This window comes from Citrobacter sp. Cpa228, from assembly GCF_030333085.1.
GTDB lineage: Bacteria > Pseudomonadota > Gammaproteobacteria > Enterobacterales > Enterobacteriaceae > Citrobacter > Citrobacter pasteurii.
The window spans coordinates 242,507-265,126 of the sequence record NZ_JAOWGQ010000055.1 but is presented as its reverse complement, the minus strand read 5'-3'; the positions used below and the strand labels follow the sequence as shown (position 1 = coordinate 265,126).

Sequence of the window (22,620 nt, the reverse complement as noted above, 5' to 3'; positions counted from 1 at the left end):
CGCCGCCACAGACGCATCACTGTGGCGGCAGTGGCTTAACGAATAAACCGCGTGGCAACGCCCTTCGTCTGACAGGCCATCAGAAGCCCTGTGTAGTCGAGTTCAAAGCGGATGACATCCCCGAGTTTCAGCGGCTGCTCGCATGCTTCAATATCCACCAGCGTATGATCGCTGGTCTGTCCCAGGATGGTGATATTGTCGTCGCAGGGCACGCAGTTATCGGAAGGGACGTCCTGTCGACCAAACGCCAACAACGCCCGCTTGCGAGTACCATGATCAACAAAGGTTTTTGTTTGCAGGAAGGCGTCTACACCAAGCTCTCCAACGGGTATTGTCGGCTTGCTGTTCAGCTCAATAATCTCTGCCTCAAGGACATACATATCGGAACAGGCTTTTTCCACCGGCTTTGCAGAGTGATGAAATTCGTTCAGATACTTCATCTCGACATATTCAATGCCGAACTCATGTAGCCCCCCGATCCGCAGGTGGTTTAACCCCTTAGGCCAAATGCCTTTATCCAGTAAATGGTAGCTGGTGCAATTACCGGCAGAGAGTCGGCGAACTGCCACACCGCTGTCCTGCTCGACTCGTGCGGCCAGTGCCAGAAAATCTTCACCATTTTTCACCGTCGGCAGGACGGTGCCATAGCAGTTGAAGTTGGTTCCCAGACCATACAGTTCCAGGCAAGGCAATTCCTGAATGAGTCGGATGGTGCTGAGAATGTGTGAATACTCGGTGAACCAGATACCTTCGCGTAAATCCCCCATATCAACCATCAGCAATACCTGATGCGTTTTCCCCTGGCGTTGGGCTTCCTGCGATAATGCCTGCAAAATGATGGGTTCGCTGTTCAGACTGATATCGGCATAGCGGATAACATCTTCAATCTCACTCAGACAAGGACTGCGGAGCAGACAGGTTGTACAGCCGATTTCACGGATTTTTTTCAGGTTATAGGTCCGCGATTCTGCAATCACCTTAATGCCGCCATCAAATACCGCCTGTGCGGTTTCAACACAACCATCAAAAACTTTATTAACAGCCATGACCTCAATCCCACTGCTGGCTAACAGCGCTTTTTCCGTTCGGGCATTTTCTTCCAGCTTGCGTAAATTGATTTCCAGGATTGGCATATACATTTTATTTCCCTCCTGCCACGCTCAGACGAGCATTACGTTTCTGGGCCCGGTGATAGATACATTCAGCAACGATAACGGCCAGCAACGCGCCACCGACGATCTTGCCGGCGTACTGGAAATAGCCTCCCATATCAATTTGTGAAGGCGGGATAAACAGCAGCGCGACAGCAAAAGCGATGGAGATAAATCCAAGTGCAGGCAGTACGGCAGGTAAGATTTTCCCTGGGATTTTGAAGCTTCTTGGCGTATCCGGTTGCGTCTGACGCAAACGCCAGAATGCCGGGAACATCACCAGATAAGGAATGAAATAGGTGATGGTCGTCAGGGCAGTCAACATCCAGTACGCCGCGGCGACACTCGGGGAAATAAAGGTTGAGAAACACAGTACCGTGACGATTATTGCCTGCACGATCAGCGCAAAGGCTGGCGTTTTCCAGACCGGATGCAACCGGGCAATTTTATCCCCTAACAGATTATCCTCACGTGAGGCTTCCTGAAGCATGTAGATAGGACCTACCAGCCAGGAATTGATCTGACCTAACGCGCCAAAAAACATACAGATTGCCATTACCGGGATCAGCCAGGGCATATGTAACGTATCCGCCGCGGCATGCATGGCCTGCATCACGCCCGCCACAATATCGGTTTTTCCCGCAGGCAACAGGGTGTTCAGCGCCCAGGTACCGACCATATAAATCCCAACAATAACGGCTGCAGAAACCGCCATCGCGCGCGGGAAATCACGTTGCGGATTGCGCGTACGTCCGGCAATCATCGGCGCGACTTCCAGCCCGGCGAAAGCAAACATCATGCTCGACAGAAAGACGATAGTATCCCAATGGCTCAGATCGGGAACCCAGTTCGCCGCCGTCGCATAATCGGTTTGCATCTCATGTCCGGTCGCCAACCACACAATAGCCAGGATAATCAAAATGGCGGATGGAATGAACACGCCGCACCAGGCGCTGACGCTGTTAATAATTTTGGTCCACTCCATGCCGCGAATATTCATTAGCGTCAGCAACCAAAAAATCACCGCCGAACCAATACCAATAAAGGCTTTATTCTCCGCGAGGCCCCCGCCTATCATGTAACCCAACGCCGTAAAACCGAACTGCAGCATCAAGGGGAAAAACAACACGCAGGAAAAGAGGAAGCACACCACCACTATCCACGCGATACGTTTCCCAAACGCCTCTTTAATCCAGACGAATATCCCACCATCTTTCGGCCATCCGGTCGACAGCTCGCCGCACACCATCGCCAGCGGAAAGAACAGACAGAATGCAGCTATCACCCACAGCAACATTGCTGAAGCGCCGTAGGGCGCGACATTGGGTATTTGCCGCAAACTCAGAATGGCAATGACATTCATAAAGACAATGTCTTTGATGCCAAGTAAGCCAGAACTATTGTTACTCATGGCCATCTCCTGTTATGCACTCAGGGGCATCACTGCCCTCTTCGAATCACCTGACTCACGGACTCCAGCCGATGCCGGAGTCCACAAATGAGATTTAATAAATGTCGTACTTGACCATGTCTTCGTAACTGTCTTCCCGACGGATTAAGCGGTCTTTACCCTCTTTGTCTATCATCACAACAGCTGAGCGTGGGCGGTTGTTATAGACGGTTTGGCTTTCGATGGTATAAGCGCCCGCATCCAGAAACGCGACGATATCGCCGATTTGCGTGTTCTGCGGCATCAGGAATTCTTCCCCCTTCACCCCCATATGGAAGTAATCGCCGCCATCACACAGTGGTCCGGCGAGTTTGATCCACGCATCGTGCGAATCAGTCATTCTGGAGGCGTTGTAGACGTAGAAGAACCAGTCAAAATGCTGGCTGTCTGACAGCACGCTGTATCCGGCATCAACAAATTTCCATTCAACATGGCATTCGACATTGCCGTTCAGGTCGTAGTTTGTTTTACGTTTTTCACAGGCAACTTCGGTTAACAGGACAGCAGCCGAGCCGGTCACTTTACGCCCAGGCTCAATGCAGATCTCCACATCCGTACGCCATTTATGAACTTCACGAATAACCGCATCAGCAAAGTCCTGCGCCGTTATCCCGGCATACATGTTGTCTTTCAGCGGATCGCCATTCTCTTCGTCATATTTGTAGGGTACTGGAATACCGCCGCCTACATTGATGAGATCAAATTTAATGCCCAGAACCTCTTCCAGACGCCGGGATTCATCCACCAGTACTTTGGTCGCTTTGGCAAAAGGTTCCGATTCCGGCACCTGGTCACCCACATGCATGTGCAATCCGCGCAGATGGACATAAGGCATTTCCAGGATCCGCCGACAGGTTTCTTCAGCTTGCTCCAGATCCAGTCCCGATTTAGCGTGAAAGGCCGTCACCAGCTCTGCGTGCGTCGCAGAAGGAACGTTTGGTTCCACGCGAACACAGACATTGGCGACTTTCTTCAATTTACGGGAGATCGCGTCGATATGATCCAGTTCATACAGGCTGTCAACGTTGATCAGGTACAGATCGTTGGCAATGGCATATTCCAGATCTGCAGGTTTTTTCACTACGCCGTTAAAAACGATCTGATCGCCACGAAAGCCAATTTCCAGACATTTACGCACTTCGTACTGTGAATTTGCCTCTGCACAAATTCCTGCGTCACGAATGGCCTGAAGAACGCCCATTACTGAACAGGTTTTAGAAGCAAAAAAGGTTTTGGTGTTTTGGTGGGCAGCGAACGCCTGCTGGATTTCGTTGATATTACGAATGATCTCTGACTCAGAGAACACATAAAACGGGGTTGGATACTTGCGTGCTAACGCATCCAGATCCACGCCATCAAAACACAAGTGCCCCTCTTTTTGTTGGAAACGGCGATCGTTCTCTATCACCTGCTCACGTACCCGGTTGTAGTTTTGAATAATCGAATCAGTCATAACATCCTCTGCTTATTTTCATTGTAAGAGTCCACATTCTTTTAATGGATATATAGCAACAGGCATGCCATGTTTTTATTGATTAAAAATCAACTAGTTATAAATAATCGCGAATTATATTTTTTGTCATTTAGCGAGTTATTCATCACAACGACGAAAATTCGTCATATTTATAATGATGCAGCGAAAAACAGGAAAAGAAGGAATCTGGCTATGGCTTCAACCAACGAAGAGCTGGCTGCGGCACTTAAAATGTTCTCCCGCTTCTTCGACCTCATCCATCAACCCCTGGCGGTGATCAATGAACGTGGCGAGTATGTCTACTACAACCAGGAAAGCGCGGATCTGGATGGATACAGCATTGAGCAGGCATTGGGAAAACATATGCTGGATGTCTATCCGAGCATGAAAGAGACGCAAAGCACCATGCTTTCATCATTGAAAAAGGGCGTGGAGTATATCGGTCACTACCAGATTTACTATAACGCACGCGGCCAGGCGGTGGATTATCAACATACCACCGCCCCACTCTGGTCAAGCGATGGCAGCATGATTGGCGTGATTGAGATTGGCAGAAATATGTCCGGCGTCAGGCGACTGCAGGAGCAGGTTGTTGAACTTAACCATCTACTCTATGCCGATCGCCATGAAAAACACCACGCTATCATCACTGAGAATGCGGAAATGCTGCACAACATTGCGAAGGCAAAACGCCTGGCAGCCAGCAATATTCCCGTGACCATCGTTGGAGAAACAGGAACCGGTAAAGAGCTTTTTTCTCGCCTCATTCATCAATGCAGTAAACGCGCTGATAAGCCTTTCATTGCCCTGAACTGTGGCGCACTCCCGCCGACACTCATTGAAAGTACACTTTTCGGTACTGTCCGCGGTGCGTACACCGGAGCAGAAAATAGTCAGGGGTATCTGGAACTGGCCAACGGAGGAACGCTCTTTCTGGATGAACTAAACGCGATGCCCATTGAGATGCAAAGTAAGCTCCTGCGTTTTCTCCAAGATAAAACGTTCTGGCGGCTGGGCGGTCAACAGCAGATCCATTCTGATGTACGTATCGTTGCAGCAATGAATGAAACGCCCGCACGGCTGATCCAAACAGGTAAACTACGCGCAGATCTGTTTTATCGTCTGAATGTGGGCATGCTCACCCTTCCGCCTTTACGCAAACGTCCGGAAGATATTGCGCTACTGGCTAATTATTTCATCGATAAATACCGTAATGATGTGCCGCAAGATATTCATGGATTGAGCGAAGCCGCACGCATTGCCTTGCTTCATCATACCTGGCCCGGCAATGTCAGGATGCTGGAAAATGCCATCGTGCGCAGCATGATTATGCAGGAAAACGACGGAATGCTAAAAAAGATTGTCTTCGAAGAGGAGGAATTAAGCTTAGGCGTTACGGATATCCCAACCGTTGTCAGCCGCCCAGTAAGCGCGGAGTCGGAGGGAGATGGATCCCTCGACGTGCAGGTAGCCAGGTTCGAAAAAAGCCTGATTGAAACGGCACTAAATACCTGTCAGGGAAATATTGCCGCTGCGGCACGCAGTCTCAATATTTCCCGAACGACGCTGCAATACAAGGTACAGAAATACGCCATTCGCTTCGGCGTGGTTAGTGACTGATGAAAGCCAGCGACATTTTGCCGCTGGCGATATCATTAACCTTCGTTGTGCATCTCAAGGTTTTCCGCTTCGTTCTGACGCAAAATCGCTTTGGCGTCGTCATTACGCAGGGAGTCGAGGAAATCGAGATACTGCTGGTCGACGTCTTTAGTGACGTATACGCCGTTAAACACTGAACATTCAAACTGCTGAATATCCGGGTTCTCAGCGCGGACGGCTTCAATCAGATCGTTCAGATCCTGGAAGATAAGACCATCTGCGCCAATTATCTGGCGAATCTCGTCCACTTCGCGACCATGAGCAATCAGTTCCGTCGCCGTAGGCATATCGATACCATAAACGTTCGGGAAGCGAATTTCCGGGGCAGCAGAGGCCAGATACACCTTCTTCGCTCCGGCTTCACGCGCCATCTCGATAATCTGTTCTGAGGTGGTACCGCGCACGATAGAATCATCCACCAGCAGCACGTTTTTATCACGAAATTCCGCACGGTTGGCGTTCAGCTTGCGGCGCACGGATTTACGGCGCAGCTGCTGGCCTGGCATGATAAAGGTACGGCCCACGTAGCGGTTTTTCACAAAACCCTGACGGTACGGCTTACCGAGAATACGGGCAATTTCCAGCGCGATATCACAGGAGGTTTCCGGAATCGGGATCACCACGTCGATGTCCAGATCTTCCCACTCACGAGCAATTTTTTCGCCAAGCTTGGTACCCATGTTTACACGGGCGCTATAGACGGAAATCTTGTCGATAAAGGAGTCAGGACGTGCGAAGTAAACGTATTCAAACAGGCACGGATTGCTGACCGGGTTATCGGCACACTGGCGGGTAAACAACTGACCTTTTTCGGTGATATAGACCGCTTCACCAGGGGCAACGTCGCGCAGGAATTCAAAGCCCAGCGTATCCAGCGCTACGCTCTCAGAGGCCACCATGTATTCGGTACGACCATCGCCAATATCACGTTTACCCAGCACCAGCGGGCGGATGCCGTTAGGGTCGCGGAAGGCAACCATACCGTGACCGATAATCATCGCCACGCAGGCATAGGCGCCGCGGATCTGGCGGTTGGTTGCGGCAATAGCGGCAAAAATATTGTCGGCTTCCAGCGGATAGTGGCGGAAATTATCCAGCTCGCTGGCGAAAATATTCAGCAGAATTTCAGAATCTGAAGTGGTATTGATGTGGCGGCGCTTTTCTTCGAACAGCTTTTTACGCAGCTCATGCGCGTTGGTCAGGTTGCCGTTGTGGGCAAGCGTGATGCCATACGGTGAGTTGACGTAGAAAGGTTGGGCCTCAGAGGCGCTGGAGCTGCCAGCCGTTGGGTAACGCACATGACCAATGCCCATGTTGCCCTGCAAACGCTGCATGTGGCGCGCTTCAAAAATGTCGCTCACCATTCCGTTCGCTTTACGCAAGCGGAAGCAGTTGTTGGCATCAATGGTGATGATGCCAGCGGCATCCTGGCCACGATGCTGGAGCACCGTTAACGCGTCATAAATCGACTGGTTTACCGGCATAACACCGGCGATACCGACAATACCGCACATACGTCTTTTCCTCGTTCAGCAACAACCCAAAGTTTATACTTTGGGCAAGAAACTTGACGAGCTTTGCAGATAGTCAAAGAACCATCTGATGATGAAACTGAACTGCGGGATCAGCTGCGACTTACTCCAGTCTTCACTTTTCGACAGACCGGTAAACGTATCGAGAAAGAACAGTATGGCGGCGACGATCAGCGCCCCTCTCAGGGCACCGAAGCAGATCCCCAACACCCTGTCAGTACCCGACAGGCCTGTTTTCTCCACCAGCTGGCCTATCACGAAGTTAACGATAGCGCCGACGATAAGTGTCGCGATAAACAGTATCGCGATAGCAATCCCATTCCGAACCAGTTCGTCTTCAAAGCCCGTAAACCAGACAGACAGGTAAGTGTAGTAATGGCTGGCGACAAAGAAAGCACAACCCCAAGTCACCAACGATAATGCTTCACGTACAAAGCCACGGATCAGGCTAACCAGACAGGAAAAACCAATCACCGCGATAATGGCGTAATCAATCCAGACCATAAGTGTCCCACGATTTTACGCCCTGTCGTCCTGTTCGGGGCGCATTCTAACAGAAAAAGAAAACGTTTGCGTAGGGATTTCCTTTCCACGCGTAAATAAAAATGGCGCTGAAAAAATCTTCAACGCCATACGGTTTTATGCCTCTTCGGACACTGCCGGACAGCGGTGTTATACCGTATCCGGCCTACATGAGCCCCCCTTTAATTAGGGGTATATCCCATCACAACCCCACTCAGACCGGAGATTTTTTGCAGTTCTCCCAGCGAGTTTTTCAGCTTATCTCTGGACGCATCAGGCCCAACGAGAATGCGGGTTATTTTACCCTGTACCGGCGTTGACGGGGAAGTATATACCCGGAAGCCCGCACCACGTAACTTACCGACGATCTCATTGACCTTATCCGCATTTTTCAACGCACCAAGCTGCACAACGTAGGCTTTCCCGGTTGGTGCCGGCGCGTCTTCGACGACCGGTTTCGGTGCTGGTGCAGGAACGGGCGTCGGCGCCGGAGCAGCGGCAACAGGTTGCGGCTTCGGTTTAGGTTTAGGTTTTGGCGGCTCCACAGGCGCAGGGATAGGATCGAACTCTGCGTTGTTTGCCGTCGTCAAACGTGAAGGATCCAACGATGGCGCGGCAGCATCACCGGCACGCACTTCTTCTGCGGCACCTTCCGGTGGTTGCGTCGGCAGTGCCTGCGTCGCCGCAGGCATCATGTCCGGTTCATCGCGATCGCCGGGTTTCGGCACCAGCGGGATCGCCGCAAACTCATCCTGATAATGCTTTTTCTGCCCGTCAAGCAGCCCGGGGAGCACAATCACCCCCAGCGCGACCAGCACAATTGTGCCGACTAATCGATTCTGAAACTTACTCGCCACCGCTTCTCCCCACGTCTATTACTTCCATGACATGTGCGACAGTGTGAAACGATCCACACACCAACACGGTATCTTCTGGCTTCGCCTCAGCCAGGGCCGCAGACCATGCCTGCGCCACGCTGTCGTAGGCTTCGCCATTACCCAAGTGCTCCAACAGTTGTTCTGCCGTTGCACCACGCGGGCCTTCCAGAGGCGCACAATACCAGTCGTCAACCACGCTTTTCAACCAGGCTAACGTACCGGCAATGTCTTTATCATGTAGCATACCGATAACGGCAAGTACGCGCCCTCTTTTCACTAACTTTTTCAGACGTTCAGTCAAATATTCCGCCGCATGCGGATTATGAGCAACATCAAAAATCACCCGCGGTGACTCGCTCACAATCTGAAAACGCCCCGGTAAAATCGCGTGTTCGATGCCGTCACGAATCGCCTGCTCACTGACGTTAAGCCCGCTGGCGCGCAGCGCGGCCAGTGCGGTAGCAGCGTTAGGTTGGGGAACCTGCGGCAACGGCAGTTGGGTCAGCGTACCGTGGCTATCGGTGAATGACCAGTCGTTCTCCGTAACCGAATAGCGCCAGTCCACACCACGGCGCTGCAGTATCGCCCCAGTCTCTTGCGCCACATCCGCGATGGTATAGGGCATTTCCGGCTCACCGACGACGGCCGGTTTCTCTGCACGAAAGATCCCCGCCTTCTCGCGGCCAATGCTTTCACGATCGGGCCCCAGCCAGTCAGTATGGTCAAGCGCAATGCTGGTGACCACCGCGACATCGGCATCGACGATATTGGTGGCGTCAAGACGCCCGCCCAGCCCCACTTCCAGAATCACCACATCAAGCTGCGCCTGTTTAAACAGCCATAATGCTGACAGCGTGCCGTATTCAAAGTAGGTCAGGGAAATATCACCACGCGCCGCTTCAATCTCAGCAAATGAGGCGGTATGCGCAGATTCCGGCAACTCCCCCCCCTGCACGCGGACACGTTCCGTGTAGCGCACCAGATGGGGAGAACTGTATACACCGACTTTATATCCTGCTGCGGTCAACACAGATTCCAGCGTACGGCAGGTCGTGCCTTTTCCGTTGGTTCCCGCGACGGTGAAAACAAACGGCGCAGGTTTTAATACGCCCAGTTTTTGCGCCACCAGACTCACGCGTTCAAGACCTAAATCAATGGTTTTACTGTGCAGGTTTTCCAGATAAGAAAGCCACGAGGCCAGGGGCGACGTGGCTTGGGGAATACGTTTATTGTCCATGTTGCCTGTAGATTCGTTATGTTGAGAAAAGCAAAAAGGCAGCGCCAACCGGCCTGCCCTTTTGTACTCGTCATCATTCAAGTTGCAGGTGTGTTGGCTGCGCTCGCTCACCCGAATCAATTAGCAGCGTAAACTCATCGGGATGAATTCTCTTGCCACTGGCCTGCAACCCGAAATCCATAGAGTAAACTATCAGACCTCTGATTCCTGATCAGCTGCCGGAGGCACCACCTCGCCTTCACGCGGCTCATCCGGATTCGGCGCAGGAAGATTCATCAGCTTCGCCAGAACGCTTGCCAGTTTCAGACGCATTTCCGGACGGCGGACGATCATATCGATAGCGCCTTTTTCAATCAGGAACTCGCTGCGCTGGAATCCCGGCGGCAGTTTCTCACGTACGGTCTGCTCGATCACACGCGGCCCCGCAAAGCCAATCAGTGCTTTCGGTTCGGCAATGTTGAGATCGCCCAGCATCGCGAAGCTTGCGGAAACACCGCCCATCGTTGGGTCAGTCAGTACAGAAATATACGGTAAACCGCGTTCCTGCATTTTCGCCAGCGCGGCAGAGGTTTTCGCCATCTGCATCAGAGACATCAACGCTTCCTGCATACGCGCTCCGCCAGAAGCGGAGAAGCAGATCAGCGGACAGTTATCTTCCAGCGCCTGTTCAACGGCACGGACAAAACGCGCGCCGACCACAGAGCCCATGGAGCCGCCCATAAACGCGAACTCGAATGCCGCAGCAACGACCGGCATACCATGCAGTGTGCCTTTCATTACCACCAGCGCATCTTTCTCGCCGGTTTCTTTCTGCGCAGAGGCCAGTCTGTCTTTGTATTTTTTGGAATCACGAAACTTCAGCACATCTTTCGGCTCAAGCTCGCTACCCAGTTCCACAAGAGAACCTTCATCTAACAGGCTATGCAGGCGATTACGCGCCGACATGCGCATGTGATGGTCACACTTCGGACAGACCTCAAGATTACGTTCCAGCTCAGCACGGTATAAAACCTGACCGCAGCTATCACACTTGGTCCACACCCCTTCAGGAATGCTTGCCTTGCGGGTGGGAGTAATGTTGCTTTTAATTCGTTCAATCCAGCTCATTGGTGACCTTTCTGCTTGAACCCTAGTCAGCTTTGTTATAAGGGGCGCATAATGCCATTTTTGCCCCTAACAGACCATGAATGTTGCACATTAAAACATAACAGCCCGAAACTTTGGATAAAAAAGTGGTCGAACCGCTGAGTTACTTTCTATTTTGCAGCCCGTGACGCAGCACGCTTATGGCGAATCACTTCAATCACTCCCGGCAATACGGAAAGAATGATAATCGCCACAATCAATAATTTCAGGTTTTCCTGAACGATCGGCAGATCGCCGAACAGGTAGCCTGCGTAGGTGAATAACAATACCCACAGCAGAGCACCGACGACGTTATACATCGCAAAATGACGGTAGGACATGTGTCCCATCCCGGCAACAAACGGCGCAAATGTACGCACGATAGGCACGAAACGCGCAAGAATAATGGTTTTACCGCCATGACGCTCATAGAACGCATGGGTTTTATCCAGATAGCTGCGGCGAAAAATTTTGGAATTGGGGTTGCTGAACAGCTTCTCGCCAAACAATCGCCCGATGGTGTAATTCACCGCATCGCCCACAATCGCCGCCACTATCATTAACGCCACCATCAGATGGACATTAAGATCGTTCGTTGGCAGCGCAGAAAGCGCACCAGCAACAAACAGCAGCGAATCTCCTGGCAGGAACGGCGTGACCACCAGTCCCGTTTCACAGAACAGAATCAAAAACAGAATAGCGTATACCCAGATACCGTATTCCGCGACCAGCTCCGCCAGGTGCACATCAATGTGCAGGATAAAATCGATGAGGAAGTAAATCAGATCCATAATTTTGCCTTTATACGACTCAAATTAGTCCGCCAGAAATAGCGGGCCCATTGGCGGTTTTGGCAGGTCGAACCGATCCGGGTAATCTACTGCAACCAGATACAGTCCTTCCGCTTTCGCCGTTGCCGCTGCCAGCGTTCTGTCCTTCGCCGCTAACAGTTCTGCTATCCAGCTCTCCGGCTGGTTGTGGGTGCCTACTTCCATCAGGCTGCCGACAATATTCCTGACCATATGATGTACAAAGGCATTCGCTTTAATATCCACCACCACATACGCACCGAAACGTTCGACGTTAATGTGCATCACGTTACGCCACGGTGTGCGCGACTGACACTGCACCGCCCGAAACGAGGTAAAATCATTTTCGCCAATCAGACACTGGGCCGCACGATGCATACGCTCAGCGTCCAGCGGCTCATAGTAATGGGTTACCCCTTTACCTAAAACCGCAGGGCGCAACCGATGATTGTAGATGATGTAGCGATAACGGCGAGCCGTGGCGCTGAATCGGGCGTGAAAATCATCGGGTACAGCTTTCACCCAACGTACGGCGATGTCACCAGGTAAATTCGCATTTACCCCCAATGTCCAGGCCGCATCTTTACGCTGGGCAGTCGTTTCAAAGTGCACAACCTGCCCTGTGCCATGAACGCCCGCATCCGTGCGTCCCGCACAAAAGACATTAATGCGTTCATTCGCCACCTGAGAGAGCGCTTTTTCCAGTTTTTCCTGAACACTACGCACTTCGTTCTGGCGCTGCCAGCCATAATATTTGCTGCCGTCGTACTCGATGCCCAGCGCAATTTTATGGGTTGACGGCTGTTGCAGGTCAGACATTAGTACAGGTACTCCTGCACCAGTTTTTCCGCAATTTTCACCGCCATCAATGCCCCGCCAAAGCGTACGTTGTCTGCCACTGACCAGAACTGAACCTGCTCCGGCATGCCGTAATCGTTATGCACGCAGCCAATGGAAAGGTGCGGAGAGCCTGACGCATCGCCAACCTGAGTCGGGAAATCGGTCTCTTCTGACAACACCACATCTTCACCGCGTGAAAACGCGTCACGTGCTTCTTCCGCCGCCAACGGACGCAGGGCTTCAAAATTCACCATCTGCGCATGACCGTAGAATACCGGTGACTGCACGATGCTGGCTGAAATTAACAGGCCATCATCCTGCATAATTTTACGGACTTCATCGACGATACGACGTTCTTCGCGCACACTGCCTTCGCGATCGGGCAACAGCGGTAGCATATTGAACGCCAGTTGGCGGCCAAAGAAGTCATCCTCGTCAATCGGGATGCCATTAAGCAATTTCGCACTCTGTCCGGCCAGTGCGTCTACGGCTTTTTTACCGTGAGCGGAAGCCGAGATAATGTTGGTTACCGTAATACGTGAGAGGCCACCGTCATCGATCAGCGGTTTCAGCGCGGAAAGCAGTTGACTGGTCAGGCTGTTTGGCACCGCGATAACGTTACGATTGCGGTAATCCGCCAGTACAAATGGGTTAACGTCCGGGACGACCAGCGGAACGTCAGGCTCGAGCGCAAACAGACCACTGCTGTCAATCACCAGACAACCGGCATTGGTTGCTTCTTCCGCCCATGCGGCAGTGGCTTCAACGCCCGCGACAAAAAATGCCAGTTGAGCCTGGGTCCAGTCAAAGTCAGCAACATCCTGGACAATGACCGATTTACCGTTAAAACGCAGGTGTTCACCGGCGCTTTCATTGCGTGCCAGCGCATAGATTTCACCGACCGGGAACTGGCGTTCAGCCAGCGTATCGAGCAGGGCTTCGCCTACGGCGCCCGTTGCGCCCAGAATGGCAATATTCCAGCCTTCAGACATGGTGATTTACTCCAGAAATACATAAGCGTCCCTGTCGTATTATTCGACAGGGAGCATTAAGAAGACATTAATGTGCCGGATGATGAACGGCGTTAAAACCCAGCTTACACAGCAGGGCTGCGGCAGCAGCATCGTCACACATTACGTATAAAGACGACCATTCGCGACGTTCAAGATAATTCTTGCGCAGTTTATCAAATTCACCCGGAATTCCAGCAACTTTGCGCAGCGGCGCATCATCGCGGCGCACATCATACACTAAATGAACCAGCCTTTTCAGTGTTGGCTGATCTAACGGGCCATGCAGGGTGATACGACCAAATTCCGGCGCGGGCAACAGGGTACTGAGCGCAACGTGCTGCTCGTGACCAATAAACTTACTATAGGCCTCAAAGACCTGCGTGGTGCCACGCGCTTTCCCTTCCAGGGTATACCCGGCAATGTGCGCCGTGCCGATATCGGCTTTCTCCAGCAACGCCACGTTGAGATCCGGCTCTCCTTCCCAGACATCCAGCACAACGCTCAGCGGCTGCCCGGCATTCAATCGGTTCAGCAATGCCGTATTATCCACGACCGGCCCGCGGCAGGCATTAATCAGAATGGTGCCCGGTTTCAGGCGGCTAATCAGCGCCTCATCGGCCAGGTGCAACGTTTTGTAGGATCCGTCTTTAAACAACGGCGTGTGGAAGGTCAACACGTCTGCTTGCTCAACCAGATCCTCCAGCGCGCGGAAATCGCCCTCGTCACCGCGATCGGCACGTGGCGGATCGCACAGCAAGGTGCGGATCCCTAATGCTTCCAGGCGCGCCTGTAAACGCCCCCCCACATTACCTACGCCAACAATACCGACCGTACGGTCACGTAAGGTAAAACCGTCGCGCTCAGCCAGCATCAGCAGCGCAGAGAAGACATATTCCACTACCGCAATCGCATTGCAGCCGGGAGCAGCAGAAAAACCAATGCCTGACTGCGCAAGCCAGGCATCATCCACATGATCAGTGCCTGCCGTTGCCGTACCAACAAACTTTACCGGTTTTCCACTGAGTAGCGATGCGTTTACTTTCGTCACCGAACGCACCATTAGAGCATCCGCATCATCCAGTTCTGTGACGGGAATCGGGCGACCGGGAACCGCTTTGACCTCCCCCAAACGACTGAACAGTTCGCGGGCATAGGGCATATTTTCATCAACGAGGATTTTCACGTCTTTCGCACCTGTTTGAGAACGAGAGTTAACCGGGCAAGTGTGCCATAATCTCGCCGCCAGGCATACTGCGAGACCTGGTTAGCACAGATTTAAGGAACAGAGATGATGCAGCCCATTTCAGGTACGCCCGCCCGCCCTCCCGGCGAAGGCCAAAATGCCCCTTCCGCTGCGGGTGAACAACCGTTATCCACGCAACAACGTACCGTACTGGAACGACTGATTACCCGTTTGATTTCGCTTACCCAACAGCAAAGCGCTGAGGTGTGGGCCGGAATGAAGCACGATCTGGGCGTCAAAAGTGATACGCCATTGCAGTCACGTCACTTTCCTGCCGCGGAGCAAAACCTGAACCAGCGACTGGAGGTTGCTCAGCAAAATCATGCCAATCGTCAGGTGCTGTCACAGCTCACGGAATTACTGAGTCAGGGAAATAACCGCCAGGCGGTGAGTGATTTTATCCGTCAGCAGTTTGGGCAAACGGCGCTCAGCCAGCTCACGCCAGAGCAGTTGAAGAACGTGCTCACGCTGTTGCAGCAGGGGCAGCTTTCGATACCGCAACCGCAGCAGCGGCCGGCCACCGACCGTCCGCTATTACCTGCAGAGCACAATACGCTGAACCAGTTGGTGACTAAACTGGCGGCGGCTACCGGAGAATCCGGCAAGATGATCTGGCAGTCGATGCTGGAGCTGTCTGGTGTAAAAAGCGGCGAGCTGATCCCCGCCAAACAGTTTACGCATCTGGTGACATGGCTGCAGGCGCGTCAGACCCTCAGTCAGCAAAATGCGCCGACGCTGCAAACGTTGCAGGCGGCGCTAAAACAGCCGCTGGAGCCAAATGAGCTAACGGTCATAAAAGAGTATGCGCAGCAAACGTACCAGATCCAGCCGCAAACGATCCTGACAGCGGTACAAGTGCAGGACTTGCTGAATCAAATCTTCCTGCGCCGCGTGGAACGTGACCGGGAGCAGGAATTAAACGATCCGCGTCATCTTCAACCCATTTTCAGCCCGTTCGCACCGGTGATTGAAACGGTAAAAACACTGTCGGCACGACCGGGGCTGATGTTTGTCGCCTTGCTGATCGCATTAGCCCTGTTCTGGTTGCTTGCTTAACCTTTCCGCAGAGTCAGCAGCGTCACGAAAATGCCCACCACCGCGGAAATCGCCCCGGCAAGGAATACCGAGGAGTAACCGTATGCAGTGGCCAGAACCCCGGCGACAGGGCCGCTTATACCGTAGGAGATATCCTGAAATGCGGCGTAACCGCCTAGCGCCGTACCACGAACCTGGGCAGGCACTCGCTTCACCACCTCCACGCCCAGCGCCGGGAAGATCAGCGAACACCCGGCCCCGGTTAATGCCGCTCCCAGCAACGCAATCCAGGCAGAGGGAGCCTGCCACAGCAAAATCAGACCCGCGGTTTCAACCAGCAACGAAACAACAGCAACCTTCACACCGCCAAACCTGTCCGGCATCCAGCCAAACAGAATGCGCATCAGCACAAATGCCCCGCCAAATGCGGTCAGAGTGAAACCCGCCATCGTCCAGCCATTGCTGACAAAATAGAGCGAAATAAAGGTACCGATTACCGCAAAGCCCACGCCCTGCAGCGCCAGGCCCAGACCCGGTTTCCAGATAAGCCCTACCACACTCCATAACGAAGGGCGTTCTCCTGCATGTGCAGGCACTTTGCGCACGGTGCCATTGAATGCCCATGCCAGCAGCGGTAATACCATCGTGGTTCCTGCCAGCGCCGCAAAGCCAAAGTGGCTGTGGATCAGAAGCCCCAGCGGCGCCCCCGCGGCCAGCGCGCCGTAAATCGCCATTCCGTTCCACGACATAACCTTACCGGAACGCGTTGGCCCAACCAGCCCCAGCCCCCAGGTCAGCGTTCCGGTGAGCAACTGGCTTTCGCCAAAACCAAGGATCAAACGCCCGACAATCAACAACGCAAACTTCACCGGAACGGAAACGGGCAATAGCGCGGCTAACAGCCACGCCGCGCCCGCCAGCGCACAGGCAAACATCCCCTGTAGCGCCGAACGTTTAGCACCATATTGATCGGCTAAGCGCCCGGCGTAGCCGCGCGTTAATACCGTTGCCAGAAACTGTACGCCTACGGCGATACCGACCATGGTGTTGCCATAGCCCAGCTCCTGATGCACAAACAGAGGAATGACGGGCAGAGGTAAACCGACCGTCATATAGGTCAGGAAAACCGCAAAAGCGATACGAAACAGCGAAAAATTCGCCGAAGATGTTTTTTCTTGTTGGGTTACAACTGTCATGCGTTACTCCAAAATGCAGAGTAAGGCGAGGAATGTCCACGCCCCCTCTACCTGACTATCAGGATTAAGGTGCGTTGGATAACGTTAAACGCTTACGCATTATCAAGAGGATAATGTTGAAGCTGGAGTCTGCCTGCGAGTGGCCCTGGCTGTCAACTGTGAAAGCATAGCAGTGCGTTTCAAAGCGATGACTTCTCTACGAACAAAAAGGGAAATATCGCATCAATGCCTTTCGCTCTGAATCGCCCGGTTACCTGTTCACGCTGCTGCGGCGTCAGGAGCAGGAACATCATATCCCAAATCTCTTTGGGTCCTGCTTCCTGCACGATGTTGCGATCTGATGCTTCTGTTTTCTCATTTTCATTCAGATACGAGCGTACATACAGTGGGAACACAGAAATATGAAATTCCTCGGCCTTAGATTTCGCACGCTTACGCTTAACGCCCTCTTTCCCTGCACTATAGGTATTTAAGCGCAGGCGTACAGCGGGTGCGCTTCCAGGAAACCCCGGTAATTCAAGACACTCCTTTACCGTGAACCACTCTTTTACCATCAGTTTCTTTCCTTTCTGCTGATGAAATAAAAATATTTTTTCTTTTTCGCGAAATTTCAAATTAATTCTGGCAATATTCCTACGACAAAAAAGAAAGTAACGTTCTTTTGTCTTTCTAATTTTCAACCTGAAAAATATCGGTGCCGATAACACATCTTCTTAGGATTACAGAATGGAACAAAAAAGCCAAGACTGGCATCGTGCAGATATTAAAAGTGCACTGGAAAAAAGAGGCATTACACTAAGAGAGTTGTCACGTGCGGCGGGTTTATCTCCTGACTCGCTGCGTAATGTATTTACCCGCAGTTGGCCCCGGGCAGAACAGCTCATCGCACAGGCGCTGGAAACCACGCCGGACGTAATTTGGCCGTCACGCTATCTCTCAAAATCAGCCAAAAAAGCCGTTACAAAGAATAATCACCAATTATAAATACATTATCCATAATTTACCCAGCAGATTAATTAATATCTCAATCAAATATATTTACGATATTAATAGCACTATCGGCTATTTCCATCAGATTAAATCCTGTTAAAGCAATACACGAACTTATTACATATTCCATTAACAGGAGTCATGATGAGCTGGAATAAAACAACAGCAGTTAATCACGCTAAATCACACGCGGGTTCACATTCTCAAGGACGCTGCGCGGAATTTACCCGCAAAGCCATTCAGGCTGGAGGTATCACTCTTGGGAATACCTATCATGCTAAAGATTATGGCCCCATGCTAAAAAATGCCGGTTTCAGCCCCATCGGCACATTTGAACAACCCCGGGAAGGAGATGTCGTCATTATTCAGCCTTATGAAGGAGGAAACCCAAGCGGGCATATGGCGATATTTGACGGTCAGGCGTGGTACTCCGATTTTAGACAACGTGATATGTGGGCGGGGCCTGGCTATCGGGCGGCAAAACCGTCATACACTATTTACAGGAAACCGTAATGAAAGCGTTCTCGTTGATTGCTGTGGTTTTGTTACTTTGTGGCTGTTCTTCATCCCACCGTGACAGCACTCAGGATGTTCAACAATTCTATCTCGCGTGGATGTCCGCATACACACAAGATCGGGATACGTCCGCGCTCATGCAACGCTATGTAGCGAAAGACGTTATCAATCGTCTGGCGCTGATTGCTAGTCTTTACGAGCAGGAAATACTGGATTCTGACTACTTTATGTACGTGCAGGATTACGACCCAGAATGGATCCCGCTGCTACGGGTTGGAGCGGCTCAACCCTTTCTCGGTGGCGAAAAGGTGGAAGTACAATTAGGTGGGCCGACAGGCGAAACCCCCATGCTGCTGGAAGTGTATACGCGTTGGGAAGACTGGCGCTGGAAAATTTATCGCGTTCGCAATATTAGCGATCATTATGAACAGCCCATCTACAGTGCCGGGGATATTACCCGTGCGAAAGCATGGTCTGCGGAGATCTCACCGGAGTACGAAAAGATGAATAAGTAAAAAAGGGAGCCTGACGGCTCCCTTTCGTGTGCTGCATGAGCCGAGACTTATGCTTTCAGCTTACGCATAACCAGCGTGGCGTTGGTGCCGCCAAAACCGAAGCTGTTAGACATAACAGTCGTCAACGCTTGCTCGGTCGGTTTAGTCACGATATTCAGACCTGCAGCCTGCTCGTCCAGCTCTTCAATGTTGATGCTTGGCGCGATAAAACCGTGTTCCAGCATCAGCAGAGAGTAGATAGCTTCCTGAACGCCAGCCGCACCCAGTGAGTGACCGGTCATGGCTTTGGTTGCAGAAATGGCCGGGCTGTTATCGCCAAAGACTTCGCGGATTGCGCCCAGTTCCTTCACGTCGCCTACCGGAGTAGAAGTACCGTGGGAGTTCAGGTAGTCAATCGGGGTATCAACACCGTGCATCGCCATCTGCATGCAGCGAACTGCACCTTCACCTGACGGAGCAACCATATCTGCGCCATCAGACGTTGCGCCGTAACCGACGATTTCCGCATAGATGTGCGCGCCACGAGCCAGAGCGTGTTCCAGTTCTTCGACAACAACCATACCGCCGCCGCCTGCGATAACAAAACCGTCACGGTGTGCATCATAAGTACGGGAAGCTTGAGACGGGTTGTCGTTATATTTGGTAGACAGCGCGCCCATTGCGTCGAACTCGCACGCCATTTCCCAGCACAACTCTTCGCCGCCGCCTGCAAAAACGATGTCCTGCTTGCCCAACTGAATTTGTTCAACAGCGTTGCCGATACAGTGTGCAGAAGTTGCACAGGCAGAGCTGATGGAGTAGTTGACGCCGTGGATTTTGAACGGTGTCGCGAGGCAGGCAGAAACGCCGGACGCCATCGCTTTGGTGACCACATACGGGCCAACCGCTTTCAGACCGCGCGGGCTGCGCATTGCGTCAGCGCCGAATACCTGAAAACGCGGGGAGCCGCCGCCGGAACCTGCAATCAGGCCAACGCGCGGATTGTTCTGGTAATCTTCTGCAGCCAGGCCGGCATCAGCCACTGCCTGCTCCATAGAAAGGAAAGCATAGATGGATGCGTCGCTCATAAAGCGCACTACTTTGCGGTCAATGAGGCCAGTGGTATCCAGTTTTACGTTGCCCCAAACGTGGCTACGCATGCCGGAGTCCTTCAGCTCCTGAGAGAAAGTGATCCCTGAACGTCCTTCACGCAGAGATGCCAGGACTTCCTGCTGGTTATTACCGATGCTGGAAACGATGCCCAAGCCAGTAATCACTGCACGTTTCATTCAATACCTCTGTAAGTCGCACTATTTTAAAGTTTCGAGTGGCACAATAGCGTACACTTGTACGCCGAACAAGTCCGATCAGCCATTTAATGTGGAAATTTGCGCAGCCAGGCACTCCTCGTTAAGATCGGGGCACAGCCTGCCAGACGAGTAACTTACGTGAAACAATACGCAATACAACCTGCCAACCTTGAATTCAACGCTGAGGGTACACCTGTTTCCCGAGATTTTGACGATGTCTATTTTTCCAATGATAACGGGCTGGAAGAGACACGTTACGTCTTCCTTGGCGGCAACCACCTCGCCGAACGTTTTCCTGTGCACCCACGCCCGGTGTTCGTGGTGGCAGAAAGTGGCTTTGGCACCGGACTTAACTTCCTCACGCTCTGGCAGGCATTCGCCGCCTTTCGCGCTACCCACCCTGAAGCTATCCTGGAAAGATTACATTTCATCAGTTTTGAAAAATTTCCGCTGACGCGTGAGGATCTGACATTAGCGCATCAGCGCTGGCCGGAACTGGCGTCGTGGGCAGAGCAACTCCAGGCACAGTGGCCACTGCCGCTGGCGGGTTGCCATCGTCTACTGCTTGATGAGGGGCGGGTTACTCTGGATCTGTGGTTCGGCGACATCAACGAACTCACCGATAAGCTGGACGAGTCCCTGAACCAACAGGTTGATGCCTGGTTCCTGGACGGCTTCGCCCCGGCAAAAAATCCGGATATGTGGACGCCAACACTCTTTAACGCCATGGCCAGACTGGCCCGACCAGGTGGTACGCTGGCAACTTTCACTTCGGCTGGTTTTGTACGCCGGGGATTGCAGGAAGCCGGATTTACAATGCAGAAGTGCAAAGGTTTTGGTCGTAAACGTGAAATGCTGTGTGGCGTGATGGAACAGACGATGACGCCCCCTTCATCAGCCCCGTGGTTTTTGCGTACAGGAACGGAGAAACGTGAAGCGGCCATTATTGGCGGTGGTATTGCCAGTGCATTACTGTCTCTGGCGCTACTGCGTAGAGGCTGGCAGGTCACGCTCTACTGCGCTGACGATAAACCTGCGCAGGGTGCTTCCGGCAATCGTCAGGGCGCACTCTATCCGTTGCTCAGTAAACATGATGTGGCGATTACGCTTTTCTTCCCTACCGCATTTACCTTTGCTCGTCGCCTGTACGACGCACTACCCGTTAATTTTGCCCATGACTGGTGTGGCGTAACACAGCTCGCCTGGGATGAGAAAAGCCAGCAGAAAATCAGCCAAATGCTATCACTTGAACTCCCCAGGGCGCTCGCCGTCGGGGTAGACGCAGATCAAATTTTGCAAACAACAGGCGTAGCAACCGAATGTGATGGCATCCAGTACCCGGCCGGCGGATGGCTGTGTCCGGCACAGCTTACCACTGCCGTTCTTGACTATGCGACAACGCTTGGGTTACGTACCCACTACCAACACACACTGACCTCACTTGCTCATCAAACCGCCAGTTGGCAGTTGCAGTTCACCAGTGGAAAAACGGCAACACATGAGGTCGTGGTTCTGGCAAATGGGCATTGTATTCACCGTTTTGAACAGACTCAGTCACTACCGGTGTATTCCGTTGGCGGTCAGGTAAGTCACATTCCCACGACGCCTTCGCTTTCCGCACTACGTCAGGTTCTGTGCTACGACGGCTACCTTACCCCGCAAAACCCGGAAAATCAGCAGCACTGTATTGGCGCCAGCTATCATCGGGGTTCTGAAGAGACGTCGTTCCGTCATGATGACCAGCGACAAAACCGTCAACGTTTGATCGACTGCTTGCCGGCTGCGGCATGGGCAAAAGAAGTGAATGTCAGTGATAATGCTGCCCGTTGCGGCGTCCGTTGTGCCACGCGCGATCATTTACCGATGGTCGGTAATGTGCCGGACTATAACATCACACTCGATCAGTATGCCCGGCTTGCAGAAGACAAAGAGCATGCTTTAAGCGCACCGGTATACCCGGATTTGTTCATGTTGGGCGCGCTAGGGTCACGTGGGCTATGTTCTGCCCCGCTATGTGCAGAAATTCTGGCCGCGCAAATGAGCGATGAACCTATTCCCATGGATGCCAGCACGCTGGCGGCGCTGAATCCGAATCGTCTGTGGGTACGGAAGTTATTGAAGGGTAAAACGGTGAAATAAAAGGATG

At 52.4% G+C, this 22,620-nt stretch carries 21 protein-coding genes; 6 read left to right on the top strand and 15 right to left on the bottom strand.

Annotated features, from left to right (window positions below):
• Positions 1-35: 35 nt before the first annotated feature.
• The 3 genes from OGX91_RS19820 to dokD all read right to left on the bottom strand — a co-directional run bounded on the left by OGX91_RS19820 (position 36) and on the right by dokD (position 4,054).
• Entirely contained in the window at positions 36-1,139 is a 1,104-nt protein-coding gene (locus tag OGX91_RS19820; protein ID WP_048211057.1) for an alanine/ornithine racemase family PLP-dependent enzyme, read from the bottom strand.
• Position 1,140: 1 nt separating this feature from the next.
• Entirely contained in the window at positions 1,141-2,562 is a 1,422-nt protein-coding gene (locus tag OGX91_RS19815; RefSeq protein WP_040231362.1) for an APC family permease, read from the bottom strand.
• Between the two features lie 94 nt (positions 2,563-2,656).
• On the bottom strand, positions 2,657-4,054 hold the full coding sequence (gene dokD / locus OGX91_RS19810; RefSeq protein WP_005129673.1) for an ornithine/lysine decarboxylase DokD: 1,398 nt from the start codon (positions 4,052-4,054) through the stop codon (positions 2,657-2,659).
• Between the two features lie 213 nt (positions 4,055-4,267).
• On the opposite strand from dokD, the gene OGX91_RS19805 reads away from it, so the two are divergent.
• On the top strand, positions 4,268-5,695 hold the full coding sequence (locus tag OGX91_RS19805; RefSeq protein WP_005129674.1) for a sigma-54 interaction domain-containing protein: 1,428 nt from the start codon (positions 4,268-4,270) through the stop codon (positions 5,693-5,695).
• 35 nt (positions 5,696-5,730) lie between these two features.
• Here OGX91_RS19805 and purF read toward each other — a convergent pair whose 3' ends face one another.
• From purF to pdxB, 9 genes are all read right to left on the bottom strand, one after another.
• On the bottom strand, positions 5,731-7,248 hold the full coding sequence (gene purF / locus OGX91_RS19800) for an amidophosphoribosyltransferase (protein ID WP_005129677.1): 1,518 nt from the start codon (positions 7,246-7,248) through the stop codon (positions 5,731-5,733).
• Positions 7,249-7,281: 33 nt separating this feature from the next.
• Positions 7,282-7,770, bottom strand: coding sequence for a colicin V production protein (cvpA, locus tag OGX91_RS19795; RefSeq protein WP_005129678.1), 489 nt, complete (start codon positions 7,768-7,770; stop codon positions 7,282-7,284).
• A gap of 200 nt (positions 7,771-7,970) precedes the next feature.
• The gene (dedD, locus tag OGX91_RS19790) at positions 7,971-8,645 is read right to left on the bottom strand and encodes a cell division protein DedD (RefSeq protein WP_040231367.1); all 675 of its coding nucleotides are present in this window, start codon (positions 8,643-8,645) and stop codon (positions 7,971-7,973) included.
• Positions 8,635-9,903: a bifunctional tetrahydrofolate synthase/dihydrofolate synthase gene (gene folC / locus OGX91_RS19785; RefSeq protein WP_005129680.1), complete on the bottom strand. Its 1,269-nt coding sequence runs from the start codon at positions 9,901-9,903 to the stop codon at positions 8,635-8,637. The genes dedD and folC overlap by 11 nt, the downstream gene beginning before the upstream one ends.
• Before the next feature lie 192 nt (positions 9,904-10,095).
• Entirely contained in the window at positions 10,096-11,010 is a 915-nt protein-coding gene (accD, locus tag OGX91_RS19780; protein WP_005129681.1) for an acetyl-CoA carboxylase, carboxyltransferase subunit beta, read from the bottom strand.
• A 149-nt stretch (positions 11,011-11,159) separates the two neighbouring features.
• Positions 11,160-11,819, bottom strand: a complete 660-nt coding sequence (locus OGX91_RS19775) for a DedA family protein (RefSeq protein WP_040231369.1) — start codon at positions 11,817-11,819, stop codon at positions 11,160-11,162.
• A 24-nt stretch (positions 11,820-11,843) separates the two neighbouring features.
• Positions 11,844-12,656, bottom strand: coding sequence for a tRNA pseudouridine(38-40) synthase TruA (gene truA, locus OGX91_RS19770; protein ID WP_005129692.1), 813 nt, complete (start codon positions 12,654-12,656; stop codon positions 11,844-11,846).
• Positions 12,656-13,669 (bottom strand): aspartate-semialdehyde dehydrogenase, encoded by a 1,014-nt coding sequence (locus OGX91_RS19765; protein ID WP_040231370.1) that lies wholly within the window; start codon positions 13,667-13,669, stop codon positions 12,656-12,658. Before OGX91_RS19765 ends, truA begins: the two co-directional genes overlap by 1 nt.
• A 67-nt stretch (positions 13,670-13,736) precedes the next feature.
• The gene (pdxB, locus tag OGX91_RS19760) at positions 13,737-14,873 is read right to left on the bottom strand and encodes a 4-phosphoerythronate dehydrogenase PdxB (RefSeq protein ID WP_005129701.1); all 1,137 of its coding nucleotides are present in this window, start codon (positions 14,871-14,873) and stop codon (positions 13,737-13,739) included.
• A gap of 108 nt (positions 14,874-14,981) precedes the next feature.
• On the opposite strand from pdxB, the gene flk reads away from it, so the two are divergent.
• A complete protein-coding gene (gene flk, locus OGX91_RS19755) occupies positions 14,982-15,989 on the top strand; it encodes a flagella biosynthesis regulator Flk (RefSeq protein ID WP_040231473.1) in 1,008 nt (335 codons plus the stop codon).
• Here flk and OGX91_RS19750 read toward each other — a convergent pair.
• Together OGX91_RS19750 and OGX91_RS19745 are read right to left on the bottom strand one after the other, a co-directional pair.
• Positions 15,986-17,164 (bottom strand): MFS transporter, encoded by a 1,179-nt coding sequence (locus tag OGX91_RS19750; RefSeq protein ID WP_149691452.1) that lies wholly within the window; start codon positions 17,162-17,164, stop codon positions 15,986-15,988. The genes flk and OGX91_RS19750 overlap by 4 nt on opposite strands.
• 179 nt (positions 17,165-17,343) lie before the next feature.
• Positions 17,344-17,718 carry a MerR family transcriptional regulator gene (locus OGX91_RS19745; RefSeq protein WP_286627300.1) on the bottom strand — a complete coding sequence of 125 codons (375 nt, stop codon included), beginning with the start codon at positions 17,716-17,718 and terminating at the stop codon, positions 17,344-17,346.
• 172 nt (positions 17,719-17,890) lie between these two features.
• On the opposite strand from OGX91_RS19745, the gene OGX91_RS19740 reads away from it, so the two are divergent.
• From OGX91_RS19740 to OGX91_RS19730, 3 genes are all read left to right on the top strand, one after another.
• Positions 17,891-18,148, top strand: a complete 258-nt coding sequence (locus OGX91_RS19740; protein WP_005129710.1) for a helix-turn-helix domain-containing protein — start codon at positions 17,891-17,893, stop codon at positions 18,146-18,148.
• A gap of 150 nt (positions 18,149-18,298) precedes the next feature.
• Positions 18,299-18,667 carry an NlpC/P60 family protein gene (locus OGX91_RS19735; RefSeq protein ID WP_040231374.1) on the top strand — a complete coding sequence of 123 codons (369 nt, stop codon included), beginning with the start codon at positions 18,299-18,301 and terminating at the stop codon, positions 18,665-18,667.
• Positions 18,667-19,185 carry a YqhG/Tai3 family protein gene (locus tag OGX91_RS19730; RefSeq protein ID WP_286627226.1) on the top strand — a complete coding sequence of 173 codons (519 nt, stop codon included), beginning with the start codon at positions 18,667-18,669 and terminating at the stop codon, positions 19,183-19,185. Before OGX91_RS19735 ends, OGX91_RS19730 begins: the two co-directional genes overlap by 1 nt.
• A 47-nt stretch (positions 19,186-19,232) precedes the next feature.
• On the opposite strand, the gene fabB is transcribed toward OGX91_RS19730, so the two are convergent.
• Positions 19,233-20,453, bottom strand: coding sequence for a beta-ketoacyl-ACP synthase I (gene fabB, locus OGX91_RS19725; protein ID WP_005129715.1), 1,221 nt, complete (start codon positions 20,451-20,453; stop codon positions 19,233-19,235).
• Between the two features lie 159 nt (positions 20,454-20,612).
• Here fabB and mnmC point away from each other — a divergent pair, with 159 nt between their 5' ends.
• Positions 20,613-22,613, top strand: a complete 2,001-nt coding sequence (mnmC, locus tag OGX91_RS19720; protein ID WP_286627225.1) for a bifunctional tRNA (5-methylaminomethyl-2-thiouridine)(34)-methyltransferase MnmC2/FAD-dependent 5-carboxymethylaminomethyl-2-thiouridine(34) oxidoreductase MnmC1 — start codon at positions 20,613-20,615, stop codon at positions 22,611-22,613.
• Positions 22,614-22,620 lie beyond the last annotated feature (7 nt).

Excerpts from the sequence above, each read along its gene's own strand:
- OGX91_RS19820 (WP_048211057.1), bottom strand. The coding sequence starts at position 1,139 with ATGTATATGCCAATCCTGGAAATCAATTTACGCAAGCTGGAAGAAAAT.
- OGX91_RS19815 (WP_040231362.1), bottom strand. The coding sequence starts at position 2,562 with ATGAGTAACAATAGTTCTGGCTTACTTGGCATCAAAGACATTGTCTTT.
- dokD (WP_005129673.1), bottom strand. The coding sequence starts at position 4,054 with ATGACTGATTCGATTATTCAAAACTACAACCGGGTACGTGAGCAGGTG.
- OGX91_RS19805 (WP_005129674.1), top strand. The coding sequence starts at position 4,268 with ATGGCTTCAACCAACGAAGAGCTGGCTGCGGCACTTAAAATGTTCTCC.
- purF (WP_005129677.1), bottom strand. The coding sequence starts at position 7,248 with ATGTGCGGTATTGTCGGTATCGCCGGTGTTATGCCGGTAAACCAGTCG.
- cvpA (WP_005129678.1), bottom strand. The coding sequence starts at position 7,770 with ATGGTCTGGATTGATTACGCCATTATCGCGGTGATTGGTTTTTCCTGT.
- folC (WP_005129680.1), bottom strand. The coding sequence starts at position 9,903 with ATGGACAATAAACGTATTCCCCAAGCCACGTCGCCCCTGGCCTCGTGG.
- accD (WP_005129681.1), bottom strand. The coding sequence starts at position 11,010 with ATGAGCTGGATTGAACGAATTAAAAGCAACATTACTCCCACCCGCAAG.
- OGX91_RS19775 (WP_040231369.1), bottom strand. The coding sequence starts at position 11,819 with ATGGATCTGATTTACTTCCTCATCGATTTTATCCTGCACATTGATGTG.
- truA (WP_005129692.1), bottom strand. The coding sequence starts at position 12,656 with ATGTCTGACCTGCAACAGCCGTCAACCCATAAAATTGCGCTGGGCATC.
- OGX91_RS19765 (WP_040231370.1), bottom strand. The coding sequence starts at position 13,669 with ATGTCTGAAGGCTGGAATATTGCCATTCTGGGCGCAACGGGCGCCGTA.
- flk (WP_040231473.1), top strand. The coding sequence starts at position 14,982 with ATGCAGCCCATTTCAGGTACGCCCGCCCGCCCTCCCGGCGAAGGCCAA.
- OGX91_RS19750 (WP_149691452.1), bottom strand. The coding sequence starts at position 17,164 with ATGACAGTTGTAACCCAACAAGAAAAAACATCTTCGGCGAATTTTTCG.
- OGX91_RS19745 (WP_286627300.1), bottom strand. The coding sequence starts at position 17,718 with ATGGTAAAAGAGTGGTTCACGGTAAAGGAGTGTCTTGAATTACCGGGG.
- OGX91_RS19740 (WP_005129710.1), top strand. The coding sequence starts at position 17,891 with ATGGAACAAAAAAGCCAAGACTGGCATCGTGCAGATATTAAAAGTGCA.
- OGX91_RS19735 (WP_040231374.1), top strand. The coding sequence starts at position 18,299 with ATGAGCTGGAATAAAACAACAGCAGTTAATCACGCTAAATCACACGCG.
- OGX91_RS19730 (WP_286627226.1), top strand. The coding sequence starts at position 18,667 with ATGAAAGCGTTCTCGTTGATTGCTGTGGTTTTGTTACTTTGTGGCTGT.
- fabB (WP_005129715.1), bottom strand. The coding sequence starts at position 20,453 with ATGAAACGTGCAGTGATTACTGGCTTGGGCATCGTTTCCAGCATCGGT.